Source organism: Paraburkholderia sp. A3BS-1L (assembly GCF_051125215.1).
GTDB lineage: Bacteria > Pseudomonadota > Gammaproteobacteria > Burkholderiales > Burkholderiaceae > Paraburkholderia.
Window position 1 is genome coordinate 1,718,673 of sequence record NZ_CP120442.1, and the last position, 17,527, is coordinate 1,736,199.

At 65.7% G+C, this 17,527-nt stretch carries 18 protein-coding genes and 1 pseudogene; 2 read left to right on the forward strand and 17 right to left on the reverse strand.

Features of this window, described 5'->3' with window-relative positions; all coding sequences use genetic code 11:
- Positions 1-63: 63 nt before the first annotated feature.
- The 10 genes and pseudogenes from P5W99_RS07735 to mltG form a co-directional block, all read right to left on the reverse strand.
- Positions 64-1,131 (reverse strand): glycosyltransferase family 4 protein, encoded by a 1,068-nt coding sequence (locus P5W99_RS07735; protein ID WP_421023990.1) that lies wholly within the window; start codon positions 1,129-1,131, stop codon positions 64-66.
- Between the two features lie 271 nt (positions 1,132-1,402).
- On the reverse strand, positions 1,403-2,572 hold the full coding sequence (locus P5W99_RS07740) for an AAA family ATPase (RefSeq protein ID WP_421079500.1): 1,170 nt from the start codon (positions 2,570-2,572) through the stop codon (positions 1,403-1,405).
- Positions 2,573-2,663: 91 nt separating this feature from the next.
- Entirely contained in the window at positions 2,664-4,070 is a 1,407-nt protein-coding gene (gene otsA, locus P5W99_RS07745) for an alpha,alpha-trehalose-phosphate synthase (UDP-forming) (protein ID WP_421023992.1), read from the reverse strand.
- Positions 4,071-4,365: 295 nt separating this feature from the next.
- A complete protein-coding gene (locus P5W99_RS07750) occupies positions 4,366-4,722 on the reverse strand; it encodes a Rap1a/Tai family immunity protein (protein ID WP_421025216.1) in 357 nt (118 codons plus the stop codon).
- Positions 4,723-4,908: 186 nt separating this feature from the next.
- Positions 4,909-5,613: an ankyrin repeat domain-containing protein gene (locus tag P5W99_RS07755; protein ID WP_421023993.1), complete on the reverse strand. Its 705-nt coding sequence runs from the start codon at positions 5,611-5,613 to the stop codon at positions 4,909-4,911.
- 75 nt (positions 5,614-5,688) lie between these two features.
- Positions 5,689-6,474: a TatD family hydrolase gene (locus P5W99_RS07760; protein ID WP_421023994.1), complete on the reverse strand. Its 786-nt coding sequence runs from the start codon at positions 6,472-6,474 to the stop codon at positions 5,689-5,691.
- Between the two features lie 94 nt (positions 6,475-6,568).
- Positions 6,569-6,646: pseudogene (locus P5W99_RS07765) on the reverse strand (GNAT family N-acetyltransferase); the annotation flags it as partial.
- Between the two features lie 137 nt (positions 6,647-6,783).
- Positions 6,784-7,827 carry a DNA polymerase III subunit delta' gene (locus tag P5W99_RS07770; protein ID WP_421023995.1) on the reverse strand — a complete coding sequence of 348 codons (1,044 nt, stop codon included), beginning with the start codon at positions 7,825-7,827 and terminating at the stop codon, positions 6,784-6,786.
- An 83-nt stretch (positions 7,828-7,910) separates the two neighbouring features.
- Complete coding sequence (tmk, locus tag P5W99_RS07775; protein WP_421023996.1) at positions 7,911-8,531, reverse strand: dTMP kinase; 621 nt, start codon at positions 8,529-8,531, stop codon at positions 7,911-7,913.
- On the reverse strand, positions 8,532-9,542 hold the full coding sequence (mltG, locus tag P5W99_RS07780) for an endolytic transglycosylase MltG (RefSeq protein WP_421023997.1): 1,011 nt from the start codon (positions 9,540-9,542) through the stop codon (positions 8,532-8,534).
- A 78-nt stretch (positions 9,543-9,620) separates the two neighbouring features.
- On the opposite strand from mltG, the gene P5W99_RS07785 reads away from it, so the two are divergent.
- Together P5W99_RS07785 and P5W99_RS07790 are read left to right on the forward strand one after the other, a co-directional pair.
- A complete protein-coding gene (locus P5W99_RS07785) occupies positions 9,621-10,658 on the forward strand; it encodes a YgfZ/GcvT domain-containing protein (protein WP_434660163.1) in 1,038 nt (345 codons plus the stop codon).
- 78 nt (positions 10,659-10,736) lie between these two features.
- Complete coding sequence (locus tag P5W99_RS07790) at positions 10,737-11,579, forward strand: NRDE family protein (protein WP_434660165.1); 843 nt, start codon at positions 10,737-10,739, stop codon at positions 11,577-11,579.
- 23 nt (positions 11,580-11,602) lie between these two features.
- On the opposite strand, the gene P5W99_RS07795 is transcribed toward P5W99_RS07790, so the two are convergent.
- The 7 genes from P5W99_RS07795 to pncA form a co-directional block, all read right to left on the reverse strand.
- Complete coding sequence (locus P5W99_RS07795; protein WP_421024000.1) at positions 11,603-12,565, reverse strand: alpha/beta hydrolase; 963 nt, start codon at positions 12,563-12,565, stop codon at positions 11,603-11,605.
- A gap of 55 nt (positions 12,566-12,620) precedes the next feature.
- Complete coding sequence (locus P5W99_RS07800; RefSeq protein WP_421024001.1) at positions 12,621-13,502, reverse strand: SDR family oxidoreductase; 882 nt, start codon at positions 13,500-13,502, stop codon at positions 12,621-12,623.
- A gap of 37 nt (positions 13,503-13,539) precedes the next feature.
- Complete coding sequence (locus tag P5W99_RS07805) at positions 13,540-14,538, reverse strand: NADP-dependent oxidoreductase (RefSeq protein WP_421079504.1); 999 nt, start codon at positions 14,536-14,538, stop codon at positions 13,540-13,542.
- A gap of 127 nt (positions 14,539-14,665) precedes the next feature.
- Positions 14,666-15,163, reverse strand: a complete 498-nt coding sequence (locus tag P5W99_RS07810) for a PaaI family thioesterase (protein ID WP_413185975.1) — start codon at positions 15,161-15,163, stop codon at positions 14,666-14,668.
- Positions 15,164-15,189: 26 nt separating this feature from the next.
- Positions 15,190-15,492: a Dabb family protein gene (locus P5W99_RS07815; RefSeq protein ID WP_421024003.1), complete on the reverse strand. Its 303-nt coding sequence runs from the start codon at positions 15,490-15,492 to the stop codon at positions 15,190-15,192.
- 96 nt (positions 15,493-15,588) lie between these two features.
- On the reverse strand, positions 15,589-16,767 hold the full coding sequence (locus P5W99_RS07820; protein WP_421024004.1) for an acetyl-CoA C-acyltransferase: 1,179 nt from the start codon (positions 16,765-16,767) through the stop codon (positions 15,589-15,591).
- Positions 16,768-16,863: 96 nt separating this feature from the next.
- A complete protein-coding gene (gene pncA / locus P5W99_RS07825) occupies positions 16,864-17,499 on the reverse strand; it encodes a bifunctional nicotinamidase/pyrazinamidase (RefSeq protein WP_421024005.1) in 636 nt (211 codons plus the stop codon).
- Between the last annotated feature and the right edge of the window lie 28 nt (positions 17,500-17,527).

A 17,527-nucleotide genomic window follows, 5' to 3' on the forward strand; every position in this document is an offset into this window, starting at 1 on the left:
GCAGGGCGCCCGGGCCTTGTTCCGCTCGGGCGCTGCCTGTGCGAAACAAGGCCCCCCCGCCGCTCAGCTCGTGGACGTGTCGATCACCTTGAAGCGCGAACGCTTGTTCGCGCGGATCACCGCCTGATACGCCTCGATATACTGCTGCGCCATGCGGTGTGACGTGAAGCGCTCTTCGAAGCGTTGCCGCACACCGGCGCGCGGCACGCGTGAAAGCCGGTTCACGGCCGCCACGGCGCCAATTTCGTCCTCGACGATAAATCCCGAAACGCCCTCATCCACCACTTCCGGCACCGAGCCGCGATTGAACGCGATCACGGGCGTGCCGCACGCCATCGCCTCGATCATCACCAGCCCGAACGGCTCGGGCCAGTCGATCGGGAACAGCAGCGCATGCGCACCGGAGAGGAACTCGGCCTTCTGGCTGTCGTTGATCTCGCCCACGAATTCCACATTCGGGAGTGCGAAGAGTGGCTTGATCTCGCGTTCGAAATACTCGCGATCGGCCTCGTCGACTTTGGCGGCGATGCGGATCGGCAAGCCGCAGCGCTGGGCAATGCGAATCGCCGTGTCCACTCTCTTCTCGGGCGAGATGCGGCCGAGAAACGCGAGATAGCGCGGCTCGACGGGCTGCGGCGTATACAGCGCCTCGGGCAGGCCGTGATAGACCGTCCGGAGCCATTTGGCCTGCGGCATCGGTTGGCGCTGCGCATTCGAGATCGAGATGACCGGCGCCGTGTTGAACGTGTCGAACACCGGTTGCTGCTCGGGCAAGTCCAGACGGCCGTGCAGCGTGGTCACGAACGGCGTTTCCTGGCGCTTGAACACCGAGAACGAGTAGTAATCCATATGGAAATGCAGCACGTCGAACTGGTCGGCCTGGCGGCGCACCATTTCCATGAGCAGCATGTGCGGCGCAATACGGTCGCGAATGCCGGGGTCGAGGCGCAACGCGCGCGGCCACACGGGTTCGAGCTTCGCACGCGTTTGCGAATCGCCGCTTGCGAACAGCGTCACGTCGTGACCGAGCTCGACTAGCGCCTCGGTGATGTACGACACGGCGCGCTCGGTGCCGCCGTAGAGCTTCGGTGGCACCGATTCGGTCAGCGGGGCGATCTGCGCAATTCTCATTGAGTGTCTCCTTCGTGTTCCGCGCACGCACGCGGGAAATTCCGCCAGGTGGGTCGAGCCATTTTAAAGGAAGCCCAGTATTGCAATCGTGCCCTCGAATATCGAAGGAAGGGACAGACTCGCGGAGAACGCGATCGGGCGGCTCGCAGCACGGCGCATTTCGCTATTATTCGCCTTGCGCCGCGCCCGCGCTGCGAGTCTTTCAATTGCTATATGGACTTACACGTCGAAACATCCTGCCTGGCGCCCGTCGCAGAGCGCCCGAGGCGGCTTAGCGCGACGGCCATTGCCACGCCGGTACATCGAGCGAATCGGCGTCGGCGAGCGCCGTCGCGCCGAGACGCCGCTCCAGCACGATCGACTGGCTGCCCGCCTCGCGCTCGAGCGCTGCAACGAGCCGCGCCGCGTGCGAGACCACCAGCACCTGCGAGTGCGCCGAGGCGCGCGCGATGAGCCGTGCGAGCGACGGCAGCAAGTCGGGGTGCAGGCTCGTCTCCGGCTCGTCGAGCACGAGCAGCGCGGGCGGGCGTGGGCTCAGCAGCGCGGCAGCGAGCAAGAGATAGCGCAGCGTGCCGTCCGAAAGCTCGGCGCCACGCAACGGCCGCAGCAAACCCTCCTGACGCAGCGCGACTTCGAAGCGCCCTTCGTGATTGACGATCTCGACGCGCGCGCCCGGAAACGCATCGCCGATTGCCGCGTCGAGCGCACCGGCGTCACCGATCTCGCGGATCGTCTGCAGCGCGGCGGCAAGATTGGCGCCATCGTCGGCCAGCACCGGCGAATGCGTGCCGATCTGCACCCGGCGCGCGGGCGCGTGCTCGTCGGTGCGGAAGTGATCGTAAAAGCGCCACGAACGGATCTGTTCGCGCACCGCGATCATTTCGGGCGCGCTGCGCGGGTCGGCGAACTCCGTCATCATGCTGTCGAAGCTCGCCACGGGTTGCGCGAGTGTCGTCCACCCGCCCTCCGCTTCCCCGTCGCGAATGCGGATCATGGGCCCCTGACGGTCGACGAGCACAGTCGATGGCCGCAGCAGCGGCCCGCCCCATATGCATTCGCGCTTGATGACCGGGTCCAGCGAGAACTGCGAGGAGCCGGGCACCGGCAAGCCCAGGTCGATCGCATAGCCGAAGGTCTCGCTCGCGAAGCCGAGCTTGAGGCTCACGGCGTCTTTGCGCACGGTGCCCTGCACGGCGTAATCGCCCTGGGCGACCGCGCGCGAAAAGCGCTCGGGGCCGGCCCAGAGCGTCGATTGCAAGCCTCCCTCGCGCGCGAGCGATGGAATCACGCCACCGCGCGCAGTCAACGCGAGCAGGCGCAGCGCCCGATAGAGATTGGACTTGCCGCTGCCGTTCGGGCCGGTGATGACGTTCAGCGGCCCGAGCGGCACGATGAGTTCGCGCAGTGAGCGGTAGTTGGCGATGGCGAGGGTCGAAAGCATGGGCCGTAGCAAGCGCGCGCATGCGCAGGTTGAGCCAGCGCCCGATGATACGCAATCGGGCGCGGCTCGCGCTATCTCCATACTCAGGCAGTCAGCGCAGCTGCGGCACGGCCGCGAGATCGGAGAGAAAGCGGTCGCGCCAGACGCCCAGATCGTTGCGGCGCAGCGCTTCCATATTGGTCAGGTAGCGCGCCTTGCGCTCTTCTAGCGGCATCGACAGCGCGCGCCCGAGCGCCTCCGACATGCCCGCGGCATCATGAGGATTCACGAGCAGCGCGCCCGTAAGCTCGGCGGCCGCGCCCGCGAAGATCGAGAGCACGAGTACGCCGGGATCGTCGGGATTCTGCGCGGCCACGTATTCTTTCGCGACCAGATTCATGCCATCGTGCAGCGGCGTGACATAGCCCACCTGCGACTCGCGAAAAAGCGACATCAGCTTCCAGCGGTCGTACTGCTGGCTCAGGTAGCGGATAGGCGTATAGTCGAGGCCCGAATAACGCCCGTTGATGCGTCCGGCCTCGCGCTCCAGTTCCTCGCGGATGATCTTGTAGCTCGCCACGTCGGAGCGCGTGGGCGGCGCGATCTGCACGAGCGTGACCCTGCCGCGCCATTCGGGCGAATGCTCGAGCAATTGCTCGAAGGCGTGAAAGCGCTCGACGAGCCCCTTCGAGTAATCGAGCCGGTCCACGCTCATCACAAGCTTGCGGCCTTCGAGGCTCTGCTTGAGATCGAGCACATGCTGGCGGCTCTCGTAGCGCGCGGCCTGCTCGGCGATCTCGTCGGGAAACACGCCGATGCGATAGACGCCCGTGCGCAGCTTGCGCCCGTAGGCCTCCACCTCGCCCGCTTCCTTGTTTTCGCCATGCTCGCGCACCACGCCCCTCGCGGTGCGCGCGATGTAATCGTGAAACGCCTGCTGGTCGTTGCGCGTCTGGAAACCGAGCAGGTCATAGCAGCACAGCGACCTCACGAGCTCATCGTGCGGCGGAATCGTTTGCAGTACTTGCGGCGAAGGAAACGGAATATGGAGGAAGAAGCCGATACGATTGCGCATGCCCTCAGAGCGCAGCGCCTCAGCGAACGGAATCAGGTGGTAATCGTGGACCCAGATCATGTCGTCGGGCTGGATCAGCTTGACGAGCTTGTGCGCGAGCCACGCATTCACGCGCCGGTAGCCGGCGTATTCATCGCGCTCATAGCGCGCGAGATCGTTGCGGTAGTGGAACACCGGCCACAGCGTGGCATTCGAGAAACCGCGGTAATACTGGTCGTAATCCTTCTTCGTGAGCCCGGCAGTCGCGAAAGTGACCGGCCCCTCCTCGGCGAGCGTCGGGCCCGCGTTGGCCACCGTCTCGCTCACGACATCGCCGCTCCAGCCAAACCACACGCCGCCTGCATCCTTGAGCGCCCCGAACACGCCAACAGCGAGCCCCCCTGCGGAGCCCTTGGTCTCCGTGGGCGTCGCCACGCGGTTCGAGACGACTATCAGTCTGGCCATCGAGATATTTCCTCCTCCGTTTTGCTCCGGCAACCGAATTCCCCAGCAAGGGACGTGCCACGGTATTGGCCGGAGCCTGCGGACTCGCCGGGCTGGCTAGCGTTCGGGAAGGTAGTGAGCGCGGCGCAAGGCAACAGTACCCGACGTCACGCTACTTGAATGCGCGTAAAGATGCGCTAAAGATTGCGATCGGCCAAGTCGGGCCGTTCAGGAAAAAATTCAGGCCGACGGCTCGGCGCTGAGTCGGGTTTCGGCGTGATTGCCGTCGCGATTGCCGGCCCGGCCCAGTGCCCCGTCAATTGCCGGTCTTGCAAGGAAACGCCTTGCCGAGCCCGAGCGAGATGGCCGTGCTGGCGTTGTAGCCGGCGACGTTCGGGTTATCGGCGATGTATTTGCGCACGGCGTCGGTGAGTTGCGCCGAGCGAGCCTCCTGCGGCAGGCAGAAATACTGGCCGACGCGCGGGCCGGTCGTGCCGCCGATGGCGTCGATGGTGTTGAAAATGCCGTCGGCGGCCCCTTCGATATAAGCCGCGCATGCGCTGCGCGACGCCACGTCAGTCTTCGAACACAGCCGGTTCAGATCGGAGGCGGTGAAGGCAAAAGCCGAAACCGGCACAGCGAGCGCGCCGGCGCAGATCAGAGCCCGCAGCATGATTCTCCTTGATTCGTCGCTTGATTCGTCATCGGGTGCGGCATTTGCCGCGCCGCGAGCCGCCCGCTGGCGGCCGGCGGCAACCCCGGTATTGTGCACTGTTTTAGGGGCGCGTCGTGCGGCTCTTCCGCGAAAGAGCTTGCGCGAATGCACCCGATGACCCGGCCGTCAGCGCCCGCGGCGGCGTTACTGCGCCGCCTGGCCCATGCGCGCCGAGAGGTCCTTGATCGCGTCAGGCGCCTTGTACTGCTTGGCGAAATCGAGCGCCGTCATGCCGATCTGGTTCTTTGCGTTCAGATTGGCGCCGTGGTCGAGCAGCAGTTTAGCGGTGCTCATATGGTCGCCGCGCGCGGCCATCATGAGCGGGGTCGTGCCGTTGGGCGACAGCGCGTTGACGTCGGCCGAATAGCCGACCAGCAGCTTCACCACGTCGTCGTGGCCGTTCGCGGCGGCGTAGTGCAGCGGCGTCCAGCCCTGCTTGTTCACCTCGGCGCCCTTGGTGATGAGCAGCTTCACGAGATCCATGTCGCCATTGAGCGAGGCCAGCATCAGCGCGTTCTCGCCCGACTTGTCCTCGGCGGCGATGTTGATCTTCGGATTGTCGAGCAGCACTGCCGCGACCTTGTCCGACTTCTCGCGCGCGGCCAGCACGAGCAGCGGCATGCCCTGGCTATCCGTGGCGTTCGGGTCCATGCCGTCTGCGAGGTCCTTGGCGACGCCCTTGGCGTCGTCGAACTTCACGCCCTTCACGAGCGAATCGATCGACGCGGCGTGGACCGGCGCGCTCGCGAGGAAGGCGGCGCTCATACCGATGGCGAGCGCGGCAGCGATGCGGCGCACGCCGGTAGCGCGCGTGGCGCGGACGGTGGACGTAAGCGGATTCGAGTTCATGTCAGACCTTAACGTTATTCGATATCTAATTGATAAAAAACGATAAATCAAAATCGACTGCTAGCGGATCACGAATCAGGCCGCGGCCGGAATCTTGAAGAGCCGGAAAAAATTCTGCGTGGTGGCAGCGCCGAGTTCGGCGTCCGGCAATCCGCGTTGCTGGGCGATGAATCTTCCGACATGGCTAACGTACGCAGGTTCATTGGGTTTGCCCCGATATGGCACTGGCGCAAGATAGGGCGAATCCGTTTCGATCAGCAAACGCTCGAGCGGCACGCGGCGCGCCACCTCCTGAACCTCGGTCGCGCTCTTGAACGTCACGATACCCGAAAGGGAAATGTAAAAATTCTGCACAAGGGCGCGCTCTGCGATCGCCCAGGGCTCCGTGAAACAGTGCATCACGCCACCGGGTTCGCCGGCGCGCTCTTCTTCCATGATGCGCAGCGTATCGTCCGACGCCGCACGCGTATGAACGATGAGCGGCTTTCCCGTCGCGTGCGCCGCGCGGATATGGACGCGAAAGCGCTCGCGCTGCCACTCCATGTCCTCGATCGTGCGCTCGCCGAGCCGATAGTAATCGAGCCCCGTTTCGCCGATCGCCACGACCTTCGGGTGCTGCGCCAGCTCCACGAGGTCCGCGACGCTGGGCTCCTGAACGTCCTCGTGATCGGGGTGCACGCCCACCGACGCGTAGACGTTTTCGTAGCGGCTCGCGATGTCGAGCACCGAGGGCAGCGTCTCGAGATCGACCGAAACGCACAGCGCATGCGTGACGGCCTGCGCGCGCATGTTCTCGAGCACCTCGGGCAGCCGGTCGGCGAGACCTTCGAAATTGATGTGGCAATGTGAATCGACAAACATGGCGGTCCTGCGATGGGGTTACGGTAAGGCTGACTGCGCGGAATCTACGGAAATCCGCAACCAACGTGCGCAACGAAAAATTCAGGCCTGCAACTCAGGCGGCAAGCCGCTTGCCGAGAATCACGTGGTCGCGCTCGACGCCGTCGAGCACGACCACGCGCGGCAGCGTCCCCCTGCCGGGACGGCACGGTCGAGTTGTAAATGGCGACGATCGTGGACAGATCGTCAAGGGTGGCATCCCGGTAAGCAAGGCTCATGGTGCGGATCAGCGGCGAATCATCGGATAAGGCGGACGCTCAGCAAGACGTCTCAGGCAAACATTTCACGATAGCCGAGAAACAGCTCCTCGAACACGAGGCGCGCATTCAGCGGATGATTTTCCACGGCACGCTGGCGCGTCATGGACTTCAGGTAACGGGCGAGCGCTGACGCATCCAGATTCGCTGCGCAGCGCGTGAGCGCCGCTGCGGACTGCGGGTAGTAGCGCGGCCGGCCCGCCGTGCGCTCGGCCAGCAGGTCATAGACCCAGCGCTGCAGCCAGCCGAGGACGAGCGGCACTGGCAGCTTCTGCAGGGTCTCGCCGCAGGCGAAGGCGTCGCACGCCGCGCCAGCCGCGAGCTGGCCGAGGGTCCAGTCGCGCAGCGCGCGATTGTCGTCCTGCGACAGCGCGAGCGCCGCAAGCGGCGCGCCTCCCGCTTCCGCGAGCAGGCCAGCTGGATCACCCACGCCTTGGTTCGCGAGCCACGCCTGAGCCTCGTCCGGCGCGGGCGTGCTCATCGGCCACTGCCGGCAACGGCTGATGATGGTAGGCAGCAGCCGGTCGATGCGCGCCGAAACCAGCAGGAACACCACGCCCGCGGGCGGCTCTTCGAGCGTCTTCAGCAGCGCGTTCGCGGCCGCAACATTGAGCGCCTCAGCAGGATACAGCACGACCACGCGCAGGCCGCCGCGATGCGAGCCCACGCCGGTGAAATCGAGCAGCGCGCGCACCTGCTCGATGCGGATTTCCTTGCTGGGCGCGCGAGTCTTCTTGCCCTCGTCCGCGTCAGCTTTATCGGCCTTGGCGTCTTCCTTGTCCTCGGCACCCGCCTGGCCTGCGAGACCGGCCAGCGCCTCGGGCAGCACGATCCGGTAGTCGGGGTGGTTGCCCTGCGCAAACCAGGTGCACGCCGGACATTTGCCGCATGGCTGGCCGTCGGCCTGCGGCGACTCGCACAGCAGCCCCTTCGCCAGATGCTGCGCGAACTGGAGCTTGCCGATGCCTGCCTGGCCGTGCAGCAGCAGTGCGTGCGGCCAATGGCTGCGCAACTGCTGGAGGCGCTCCCAGTCGCCCGATTGCCACGGATAGATCATGTTTTAAATCAATCTGTTAAGCGGTATTTCGGAGAACCCGCGCGAACTCTATAAACCATCAGAGCAGCAAATAACGCTTTTTATCAAAGCGTTGCGATGACTTTTTCGAGCTTCTCACGAATCTCATCGATGCTCTGCGACGAGTCGACGATCGCGAAGCGGTACGGCGCTTCCTCAGCCCGGCGCAGATACTCGGCGCGGGTGCGCGCGAAGAATGCGTCGGTTTCGCTCTCGAAGCGGTCCGGCTCGCGCGCGGCGCCGCGGCGCTCGCTCGCCGTATTGGGCTCGATGTCGAACAGCACGGTCAGATCGGGCTGAAATCCGCCCTGGACCCAGCGCTCGAGCGCTTCGAGCTTGTCGCGCGGCAAGCCCCGGCCGCCGCCCTGATAGGCGAAAGTGGCGTCGGTGAAACGGTCCGAGAGCACCCAGTCGCCGCGCGCAAGCGCCGGCTCGATCACGCGTGCGAGGTGTTCGCGGCGCGCGGCGAACATCAGCAGCGCCTCGGTCTCGAGGTCCATCGGCTCGTGCAGCAGGATCTCGCGCAGCTTTTCGCCCAGCGGCGTGCCGCCCGGTTCCCGCGTCATGACCACCGAGCGGCCCGAGGCGCCCAGCTTCTGTTCGAGCCGCTCGCGAAACCACGCCAGATGCGTGGTCTTGCCCGCGCCGTCGATGCCCTCGAACGTGATGAATCGGCCCCGCGCCATTTAATTACCCCGGATGTACTTGTCGACGGCCTTGTTGTGGTCGACGAGATTGTCAGAAAAAACGCTGCTGCCATCGCCACGCGCCACGAAATACAGCGCAGGGGTCGAGGCAGGATTGAGCGCAGCCTGCAGGGCGGCGACGCCCGGCAGTGCAATTGGCGTCGGCGGCAACCCGGGACGCAGGTAGGTATTGTAGATAGTGTTGGTCTGCAAATCGCTCTTGCGCAGCCGCCCCGTATAGTTCACCCCGAGCCCGTAGATCACCGACGGATCGGTCTGCAACGGCATGCCTACCTTGAGCCGGTTCGCGAACACGGCCGCCACGAGCGGACGGTCGCCGGCCTTGCCGGTCTCCTTCTCGACCAGCGAGGCAAGCGTGAGCGCCTCGTAGGGCGACTTCAGCGGCAAGCCCTGCGCACGCGCGGCCCACGCCTCGTTCAGATGCGTCTGCATGAGCTTGTAGGCGCGGCGGTAGACATCCAGATCGCTCGAGCCCTTGTCGAACAAATAGGTGTCCGGGAAGAACAGCCCTTCTCCGCTGCCCTGCGGCGCGGCGGGCGCGCCGATCGCGGCCAGCAGTTGGGCGTCGCTCATGCCGGCAGTATCGTGGCGCAGCGCCGGATTGGTATCGAGCTCGTCGCGCATGCGCTTGAACGTCCAGCCTTCGATGATGGTCGCCACGGACTCGTTGACGTCGCCGAGCGCCATCTTCTGCAGCACCTCATAGGGCGTGACGCCGGCCTTGAATTCGTAGTTGCCGGACTTGAGCTGGCTTTGCAGGCCGAGCACGCGCGTCATCAGCACGAACAAATCGGTCTGGACCGGCACGCCGCCGCGGCGCAGCTGGGCAGTGACGCTGCGCACGGAGCTGTGCGGCTTGATGGTGACATCGAGTTGCGGGACGGCGAGCGCCACGGGCGAGGTCGCCCAGCGCCAGACGCTACCCGCTGCGACGGCGCCAAGCACGACGAGGCCGGCGCCGGCAACAAGGCATTTCTTGAGGAGGGACATGCGTAACGTGACTCAGGCGGACCTCATATAATAACTGCTTGCCCTCGCTAAAGTCAGGATTGACTGTTCCCCGAATCCATGAACGCTCCGCTCGCATCCCACGACACGCATTCCCCCGACACGCATTCCATCGCGGCGCCTGCCGCCGATGAGTTCGACGCCGTCCTCAAGGGAGGCGCCTGGGCGATCCTGCCGCAATTCGGCGTAATCGACGCCAATGGCGACGATGCAGCCAGCTTCCTGCACAGCCAGCTCACGAACGACATCCAGCATCTGGACGTGACCGGCGCGCGCCTCGCCGGCTACTGCTCGCCCAAGGGCCGACTGCTCGCCTCGTTCCTCACATGGAAGACGGGCGACACGATCCGCCTGCTGGTTTCGAAGGATGTCCAGGCGAGCGTGCAAAAGCGTCTCTCGATGTTCGTGCTGCGCGCCAAGGCCAGGCTCACCGACGACAGCGACAAACTGCTCGTGGTGGGCCTCGCGGGTGATGTGCGCGGCGCGCTCGCGCGCGTATTCGACGCGCTGCCCGACGGCGTGCACGTGAAGGTGGACGATCCCGCCGGCACGCTGATCCGCGTGCCCGATGCGCTCGGGCGCCTGCGCTATCTGTGGGTTGGTCCGAAAGACGCCGTGGAGGCGAAGCTCGCCTCGCTCCAGGACGTGCTCAAGCCCGTCTCGCCCGCGGTGTGGGACTGGCTCGACATCCGCGCGGGCGAGCCGCGCATCACTCAAGCCGTGAGCGAGCAATTCGTCCCGCAGATGGTCAACTACGACGTGCTCGGCGGCGTAAACTTCAAGAAGGGCTGCTATCCGGGCCAGGAAATCGTGGCGCGCAGCCAGTATCGCGGCACGATCAAGCGCCGCACCGCGCTCGCGAGCGTCGCAGCCGGGACCGACGCCGCGCGCGCGGGCGCGGAGCTGTTCCATTCCGACGACCCGAGCCAGCCGTGCGGCATGATCGTGAACGCGGCGGCAGCGCCCGAAGGTGGCGTCGATCTGCTCGCGGAGATCAAGCTCGCGGCGCTCGAATCGGGCAGCGTGCATCTGGGCGCCGGTGACGGCCCCGCACTGCGCATCCTGCCGCTGCCGTACGCACTGCCGTCCGAGGTGTGACGGCTTGGCAAAGAGTCCTGTGACGACGCAGTTCGCGCCGCGCCTCGTTTTTGCGGGTCGCAGCGGAGGCCGCGCGCGATGTGCCTGATCGTCTTCGACTGGCGGCCGCATGCGACCGATGGCGCGCTCTTCACGCTCGCCGCGAACCGCGACGAATTCCTGCGTCGCACCGCCGATCCCATGCAGTGGTGGCAAGACGCGCCGGACGTGCTCGCAGGCCGCGATCTCATGGGCGGCGGCACCTGGCTCGGCATGACACGTGGTGGCCGCTTCGCGGCGCTCACCAACTACCGCGCGCCGCACGAGATGCGCCCCGACGCCCCCACGCGCGGCACGCTCGTCTCGCGCTGGCTGGCAGCCGGCTCCGAAGGTGCCGGGATCGATATCCCCGATACGCCGCTAGCCTATCTCGCCGAAGTCGCGCGCGACGGCGAAATGTATAACGGCTTCAACCTGGTCATCGGCGACTGGAAGCGGCGCGAGCTGGCCTGGTACTGCAACCGAGGCGAGCGCATGCCCGCGCTGCTGCCCGAGGGCACCCACGGCATCTCCAACGCGGTGCTCGACACGCCGTGGCCAAAGCTCGTGCACAAGCGCGCAGGGCTTGCCGAACTCGCTGCTGATGGTCCCGATGTGCCACTCGAACGCCTGATCGAATTGATGCGCGACCCGCGCATCGCGCTCGACAGTGAATTACCCGCGACGGGCATTCCGCTCGAGCGCGAGCGCGCGCTTTCGGCGGCCTTCATCGAGACACCCGAATACGGCACACGTGGCACGACGGCGCTGCGCGTGCGCGTGAATGGCGGCCAGTTGAGCGTGGAAGCCAGCGAGCGCAGCGACGATGACGGCTCGCACCGCATCGTGCGGCCCGGCGCATTCGAGCGCCATGAACGCTTCACGGTAAGCGCGGCGCGCTGAAGCCAGGCGGCCCACCCGCCTGATCAATCGTCGATGCCGAATGCCGCGCGCAACGCTTGTGCGGCTTGCGCCTGCGCGCGCCGCGCCTCGTCCACGAAACCGCCCATCTTGAAGAACTCGTGGATCATGCCGGGAAAGCGCACGAGCGTGACCTCGTTGCCGGCGGCGAGCAGCTTCTGCGCATAGGCTTCGTCCTCATCGACGAGCGGATCGAACTCCGCTGCCGCGATCCACGCCGGCGCCACGCCGTGAAAATCGGGCGCGCCATGCGTGCCGTCGAGCGGCGCGAAACGCCAGTCGTCGCGATCGGACGCATCACGCACGTAGTGATTGAAGAACCATTGCACGGTGGGCTCCGTGAGCAGGTAGCCGATGGCGAGGCGCTTGTGCGATGCCGTTTGCTGGTGCGAGCCCGTGCCCGGATAAATCAGCATTTGCAGCACTGCTGGCATGCCCGCGTCGCGCGCGAGCACCGCGCACACCGTCGCGAGCGTGCCGCCCGCGCTGTCGCCGCCCACGGCGAGCCGCGTCTCGTCGATCGCGAATTCGGCCGCGTGCGCGTGCAGCCATGCATAGGAGTCGAACGCGTCGTTCACGGCAGTCGGGAACTTGTGTTCGGGTGCAAGCCGGTAATCGACCGAAAGCACCGCGCAACGCGCGTCGCGCGCGAACATGCGGCACAAGGCGTCGTGCGTGTCGACGCTGCCCACGGTGAAGCCGCCGCCGTGGTAATAGACGAGCGCTGGCAAGGGTTCGGACCACTGCGGCTCGACCGGCAGATAGAGCCGCGCGCGGATCGTCTCGCCGTCGCGCGTGGGCACTTGCAGGTCCTCGACCGAGTGCATCGGCGCGGACGCGATCTCCAGCACCGACGCGCTCTTTTCATACGACGCGCGCGCTTGCTGCGGTGTCATTTCGTGATAAGGCGTGCGGCCCGCGCGGGCCACCATGTCGAGCACTAAAGCGATCTTCGCGTTGAGCGGCATGAGTCTGTCGATTGAAGGTTCCGCTCGAACGCCGGCCGTGCCCGCAAGGGTATCGTCAAGCCGGCGCGTTCTTCACTTCGGGTTTGAGCGAGAGCGGATCGGTGGGATTGCGCAACGTCTCGATGTCTTCGTGACGCAGCTTCACGGAAGGGAGTATGCCCGGATGCGTGAGGATGTAGAAGCGCCCTTCGCGCACCGCGTCGAAAGTGACTTTCGCGACATCGTCGGCCGTGAGGCGGCCCGAGCGCACCGCGCGCTGCAATTGCAGATCGGCGGCCTGCTGCGAGCGCGTGGGAGGCGCTTCGTTGCGCATATCGTCAGGCCGGTTGCGCTCGGCGTTGGCGATGCCCGTCGGCACGAACGCGGGGCACAGGAGCGAGCAGCCCACCTGAGCACTCACGTTTCGGAGGTCGTGGTAAAGCGTCTCGGTGAGCGCAACCACCGCGTGCTTGGACGCGTTATAGATGCCCATTGCGGGCGGCGCGAGCAGCCCCGCCACCGAGGCCGTGTTGACGATATGCGCGCGCTCGCCCTGCTTGAGCATGTTGGGCGTAAAGCTGCGCAAGCCGTTCGCGACACCCATCACGTTCACGCCGAACACCCAGTCCCAGTCCCGCGCGCTGCTTTCCCACACGAAGCCGCCGCTGCCCACGCCTGCATTGTTGAAGAGCAGATGGACCTTGCCATAGGCATCGAGCGCCGCCTGAGCGAGCGCGTCCACCTGCGCCGGGTCACGCACGTCGGTGCGCAAGCCGATCGCCTGGGTGCCCTGGGCGCGCAGCGCCTGAACGGTTTCGTCTAGCGCGAGCGCGTCCACGTCCGCGAGCACGAGTTTCATGCCAAGCGACGCGGCCTGCTGCGCGAACGCGCGGCCAAAGCCGCTCGCCGCGCCGGTAATGACGGCCACCCGGCCTTCGAATTGAAACGGGTCAGACATTGCGCTTCCTCACCTGATCGTTAATGCTGCAAAGGCGTCAAACGAGCTTGACGAGCTGTTTGCCGAAGTTCTGGCCCTTGAGCATGCCAAGGAACGCCGTGGGCGCGTTCTCGAGGCCTTCGGCAATGCTCTCGCGATAGGCCAGTTGCTTCTTCGCGACCAGCGTACCGAGTTCGGTGAGCGCTTTCGGCCAGACGTCCAGGTGCTCAGTCACAATGAAGCCTTGCACAAGCAGACGTTGCGTGAGCAACAATTGCGGGTGCTTGAGCGGGATCGGCTCGCCGTCATAGCCCGCGATCATGCCGCACACCGCGATACGCCCGCCGGCATTCATGCGCGCGAGCGTGGCGTTGAGGACGTCGCCGCCAACGTTCTCGAAATAGCCGTCCACGCCCTGCGGGGTTGCGGCCTTGAGTTGCTGGTAGAGATCGCCAGCCTTGTAATCGACGCATGCATCGAAGCCGAGAGTCTCCACGACATAGCGGCACTTTTCCGCGCCGCCCGCGATGCCCACGGCGCGGCAGCCCGCCCGCTTCGCAAGCTGGCCCACGACGCTGCCCACTGCGCCGCTCGCCGCGCTCACCACCACGGTCTGGCCGGCCTGCGGCGCGATGATGCGGTTCAGCCCGTACCAGGCCGTGACGCCCGGCATGCCCACCGGCCCCAGATACGCGGCCAGCGGCACGTATTTCGTATCGACGACATGCAGATCGCTGCCGTCCGAAGTGCCGTACTCCTGCCAGCCGGCCATGCCGACCACCTGGTCGCCAACCTTGAACTTGCGGTTGAGCGATTCGACCACTTCGCCCGCCGTGCCGCCGATCATCACCTCATTGAGCGGCTGTGGCGCTGCATACGACTTGCTGTCGTTCATGCGGCCGCGCATGTATGGATCGAGCGAAAGCCAGTGATTGCGCACGCGCACCTGACCTTGCGCAAGCGGCGCGAGCGGCGTTTCGACGAGGCGGAAGTTATCGACGCTAGCCGCGCCTTCCGGGCGCGAGACGAGCAGAATCTGACGATTGGATTGAGTCATGGCGTTCGGGTGTGTCGTCGCGGCTTGCACCGCGCGGGTTGGGAGCGGAGCGGAGTGGAGTCGCACACGCCCAGCAAATGAAAACACGCATGCGGCTTGTGTGCCCGAGGTACATCGGGCGCGGCGTTCAGCCGTCGCTCGGACCGGGTTTTGCGTTGGGGTCGCTGCGCAGGCGCTGACGCGTCACGTCGCGGCCCACTGCGAGACGGCGCATGTACTTGAAGGTGCCGAGCGCCTTCGCCACGAAGTGACCTTCGCTGTCGCGAATCTCGCCTTCGCAATAAGCCATCGTGGTCGAGCGATGCAGCACGCGGCCATAGGCACGCAGCTCGCCGCGGCCGGGCTGCATGAAGTTCACTTTCATTTCGACGGTGACGACGCCCACACCGTCGGCGGCGACGCTGCGCGCGGCCATCGCGAGTGCGATGTCGGCGAGCGTCATGGTCACGCCGCCGTGCGCTACGTCCCAGGTATTCATATGCCGCTCGGCGAGCGAAAGCAGCACTTCGCTCGCGCCGTCGCGCGCGCTCACGAGCTGCGCGCCGAGATGATCGACAAACGGGCTTTCGATGATGGGCTGCTGGCTCGATGCATCGCCCTGCGTTGTATCCGTGGTACCGGTCATGGTTGCGCTCGAATTCTCCACAGTCTTCAGAGCACGTAATCGACGCACTGGCGCGCCTCGACCACGCGCCTGGCGAAGTCCTTCACGATCTGGTGGTCGGGGTGATCCTGGTAGGCGTCGAGCGCAGTCCGGTCGGCGAAATCGGAGAGCAGCACGAGATCGAACGTCGAAGCGAGGCCCGGCTCGGCAAGACCGGCTTCGAGATGCAACGTGCCCGGCACGAGATTGCGGCAACCTTCGAGCATCGTCTTGAACTTCGCGAGGTTCTCGGCACGCGTTGCGCCTTCCGCTGATTCCTTGAACTTCCACATCACGATATGACGAATCACGTGTTCACCTTTTCAGTCAGTCTTGAACGGCGGACGCGCCACGCGGGCGCAATCCAGCCGTCATGATACCTGCCTGGGCCAGCGGCCACAGCGCGATCAGGCGATTTCGAACAGCCCCGCCGCGCCCTGCCCGCCGCCGATGCACATCGTCACCACCACGAACTTTGCGCCACGGCGCTTGCCTTCGATGAGCGCATGGCCCGTGAGGCGCGCGCCCGAGACGCCGTACGGATGGCCCACCGCGATCGCGCCGCCGTTCACGTTCAGGCGATCTGCGGGAATGCCGAGCTTGTCGCGGCAGTAGAGCACCTGCACCGCAAACGCTTCGTTCAATTCCCACAGGCCGACGTCTTCCACCTTGAGGCCGGCCTGCTTGAGGAGCTTGGGTACGGCGAACACGGGGCCGATGCCCATTTCGTCGGGCTCACAACCGGCCACGGCGAAGCCGCGGAAAATGCCGAGCGGCTGCAGTCCTTCGCGCTCGGCAACCTTCGCGTTCATCACCACGCAGGCGCTCGCGCCGTCCGAGAACTGGCTCGCGTTGCCCGCCGTGATCACGCCGCCCGGCATCGCCGTGCGGATCTTCGACACGCCTTCGAGCGTGGTGTCGGCGCGAATGCCTTCGTCGGCGGCAATCGTCACTTCCTTCGTGACGAGCTGGCCCGAGGCCTTGTCGACCACGCCGGCGAGCACCGTCATCGGCACGATTTCATCGTTGAAGAGGCCCGCAGCCTGGGCCGCCGCCGCGCGCAGTTGCGACTGCACGCCATATTCGTCCTGACGCGCTCGCGAGATCTCGTAGCGCTTCGCAACGTTCTCGGCGGTCTGCAGCATGCTCCAGTAGATTTCTGGCTTGTGCTGGCCGAGCCAGCCTTCGACCACCATGTGGCGGTTCATCTCGTTCTGCACGCACGAGATGGACTCCACGCCACCGGCGACGAACACATCGCCCTCGCCTGCGATCACGCGCTGCGCGGCGAGCGCAATCGTCTGGAGTCCGGATGAACAGAAACGGTTCACGGTCATGCCCGGCACCGAGACCGGCAGGCCAGCGCGCAGCGCAATCTGGCGCGCGATGTTGGTGCCCGTGGCGCCCTCGGGGTTCGCGCAACCCATGATCACGTCTTCGACACGTGCGGGGTCGATCTTCGCGCGCTCGACGGCGGCCTGCGTGACGTGACCGCCAAGCGTGGCGCCATGGGTCATGTTGAACGCGCCTTTCCACGATTTGGCGAGGCCCGTGCGGGCGGTAGAAACGATTACGGCATCAGTCATGTGTGTCTCCAGTCAATCGCATCAAGCATCGAAGCTCGACATGCGATCCCTTGCGAATGTGTTGATCCTGCGAATCAGATAGATTTCGAACGCTCATCAGACCGCGCCGCTCAGCACCTCGGCCATTTGCACGCGCTTCACGCCCGCTGCGCTCAACTGCTGCCACGCGGCGGCGAGCGAGCCGTGCAAGTCGATGGCGCGCGAGGCGTCCTCGATCAGCACGGTCTCGAAGCCGGCGGCACGCGCATCGAGCGCGGACCACGCGACGCAATAATCGGTCGCAAGACCGCAGCAGTAGACGCGCTTCACCTCCGTGTCGCGCAGATAGCCCGCGAGCCCGGTGGACGTCGTGCGGTCGGCTTCGAGAAACGCCGAGTAGCTGTCGACATGTGCGTGATGTCCCTTGCGGATGACCGCGCGCGCGTGCGGCACGGCGAGATCGCGATGCAGCGCGGCGCCTTCGGTGCCCTGCACGCAATGCGTCGGCCACAGCACCTGCTCGCCGTAAGGCAGCGCGATCGTCTCGAAGGGCTTGCGCCCCGCGTGCCCGGCCGCGAACGAGACGTGCTGCGCCGGGTGCCAGTCTTGCGTGAGCACGACGTGCTGAAAGTCTTGCGCGAGCCGGTTCGCGAGCGGCACGACTTCGTCGCCGTGCGCGACGGCAAGCGCTCCGCCCGGCATGAAGTCGTATTGCAGGTCGATCAGCAGGAGCACGTCTTCAGCGCTTCTCATGATGTTCGTCCGAATATGTGTCTGGGTG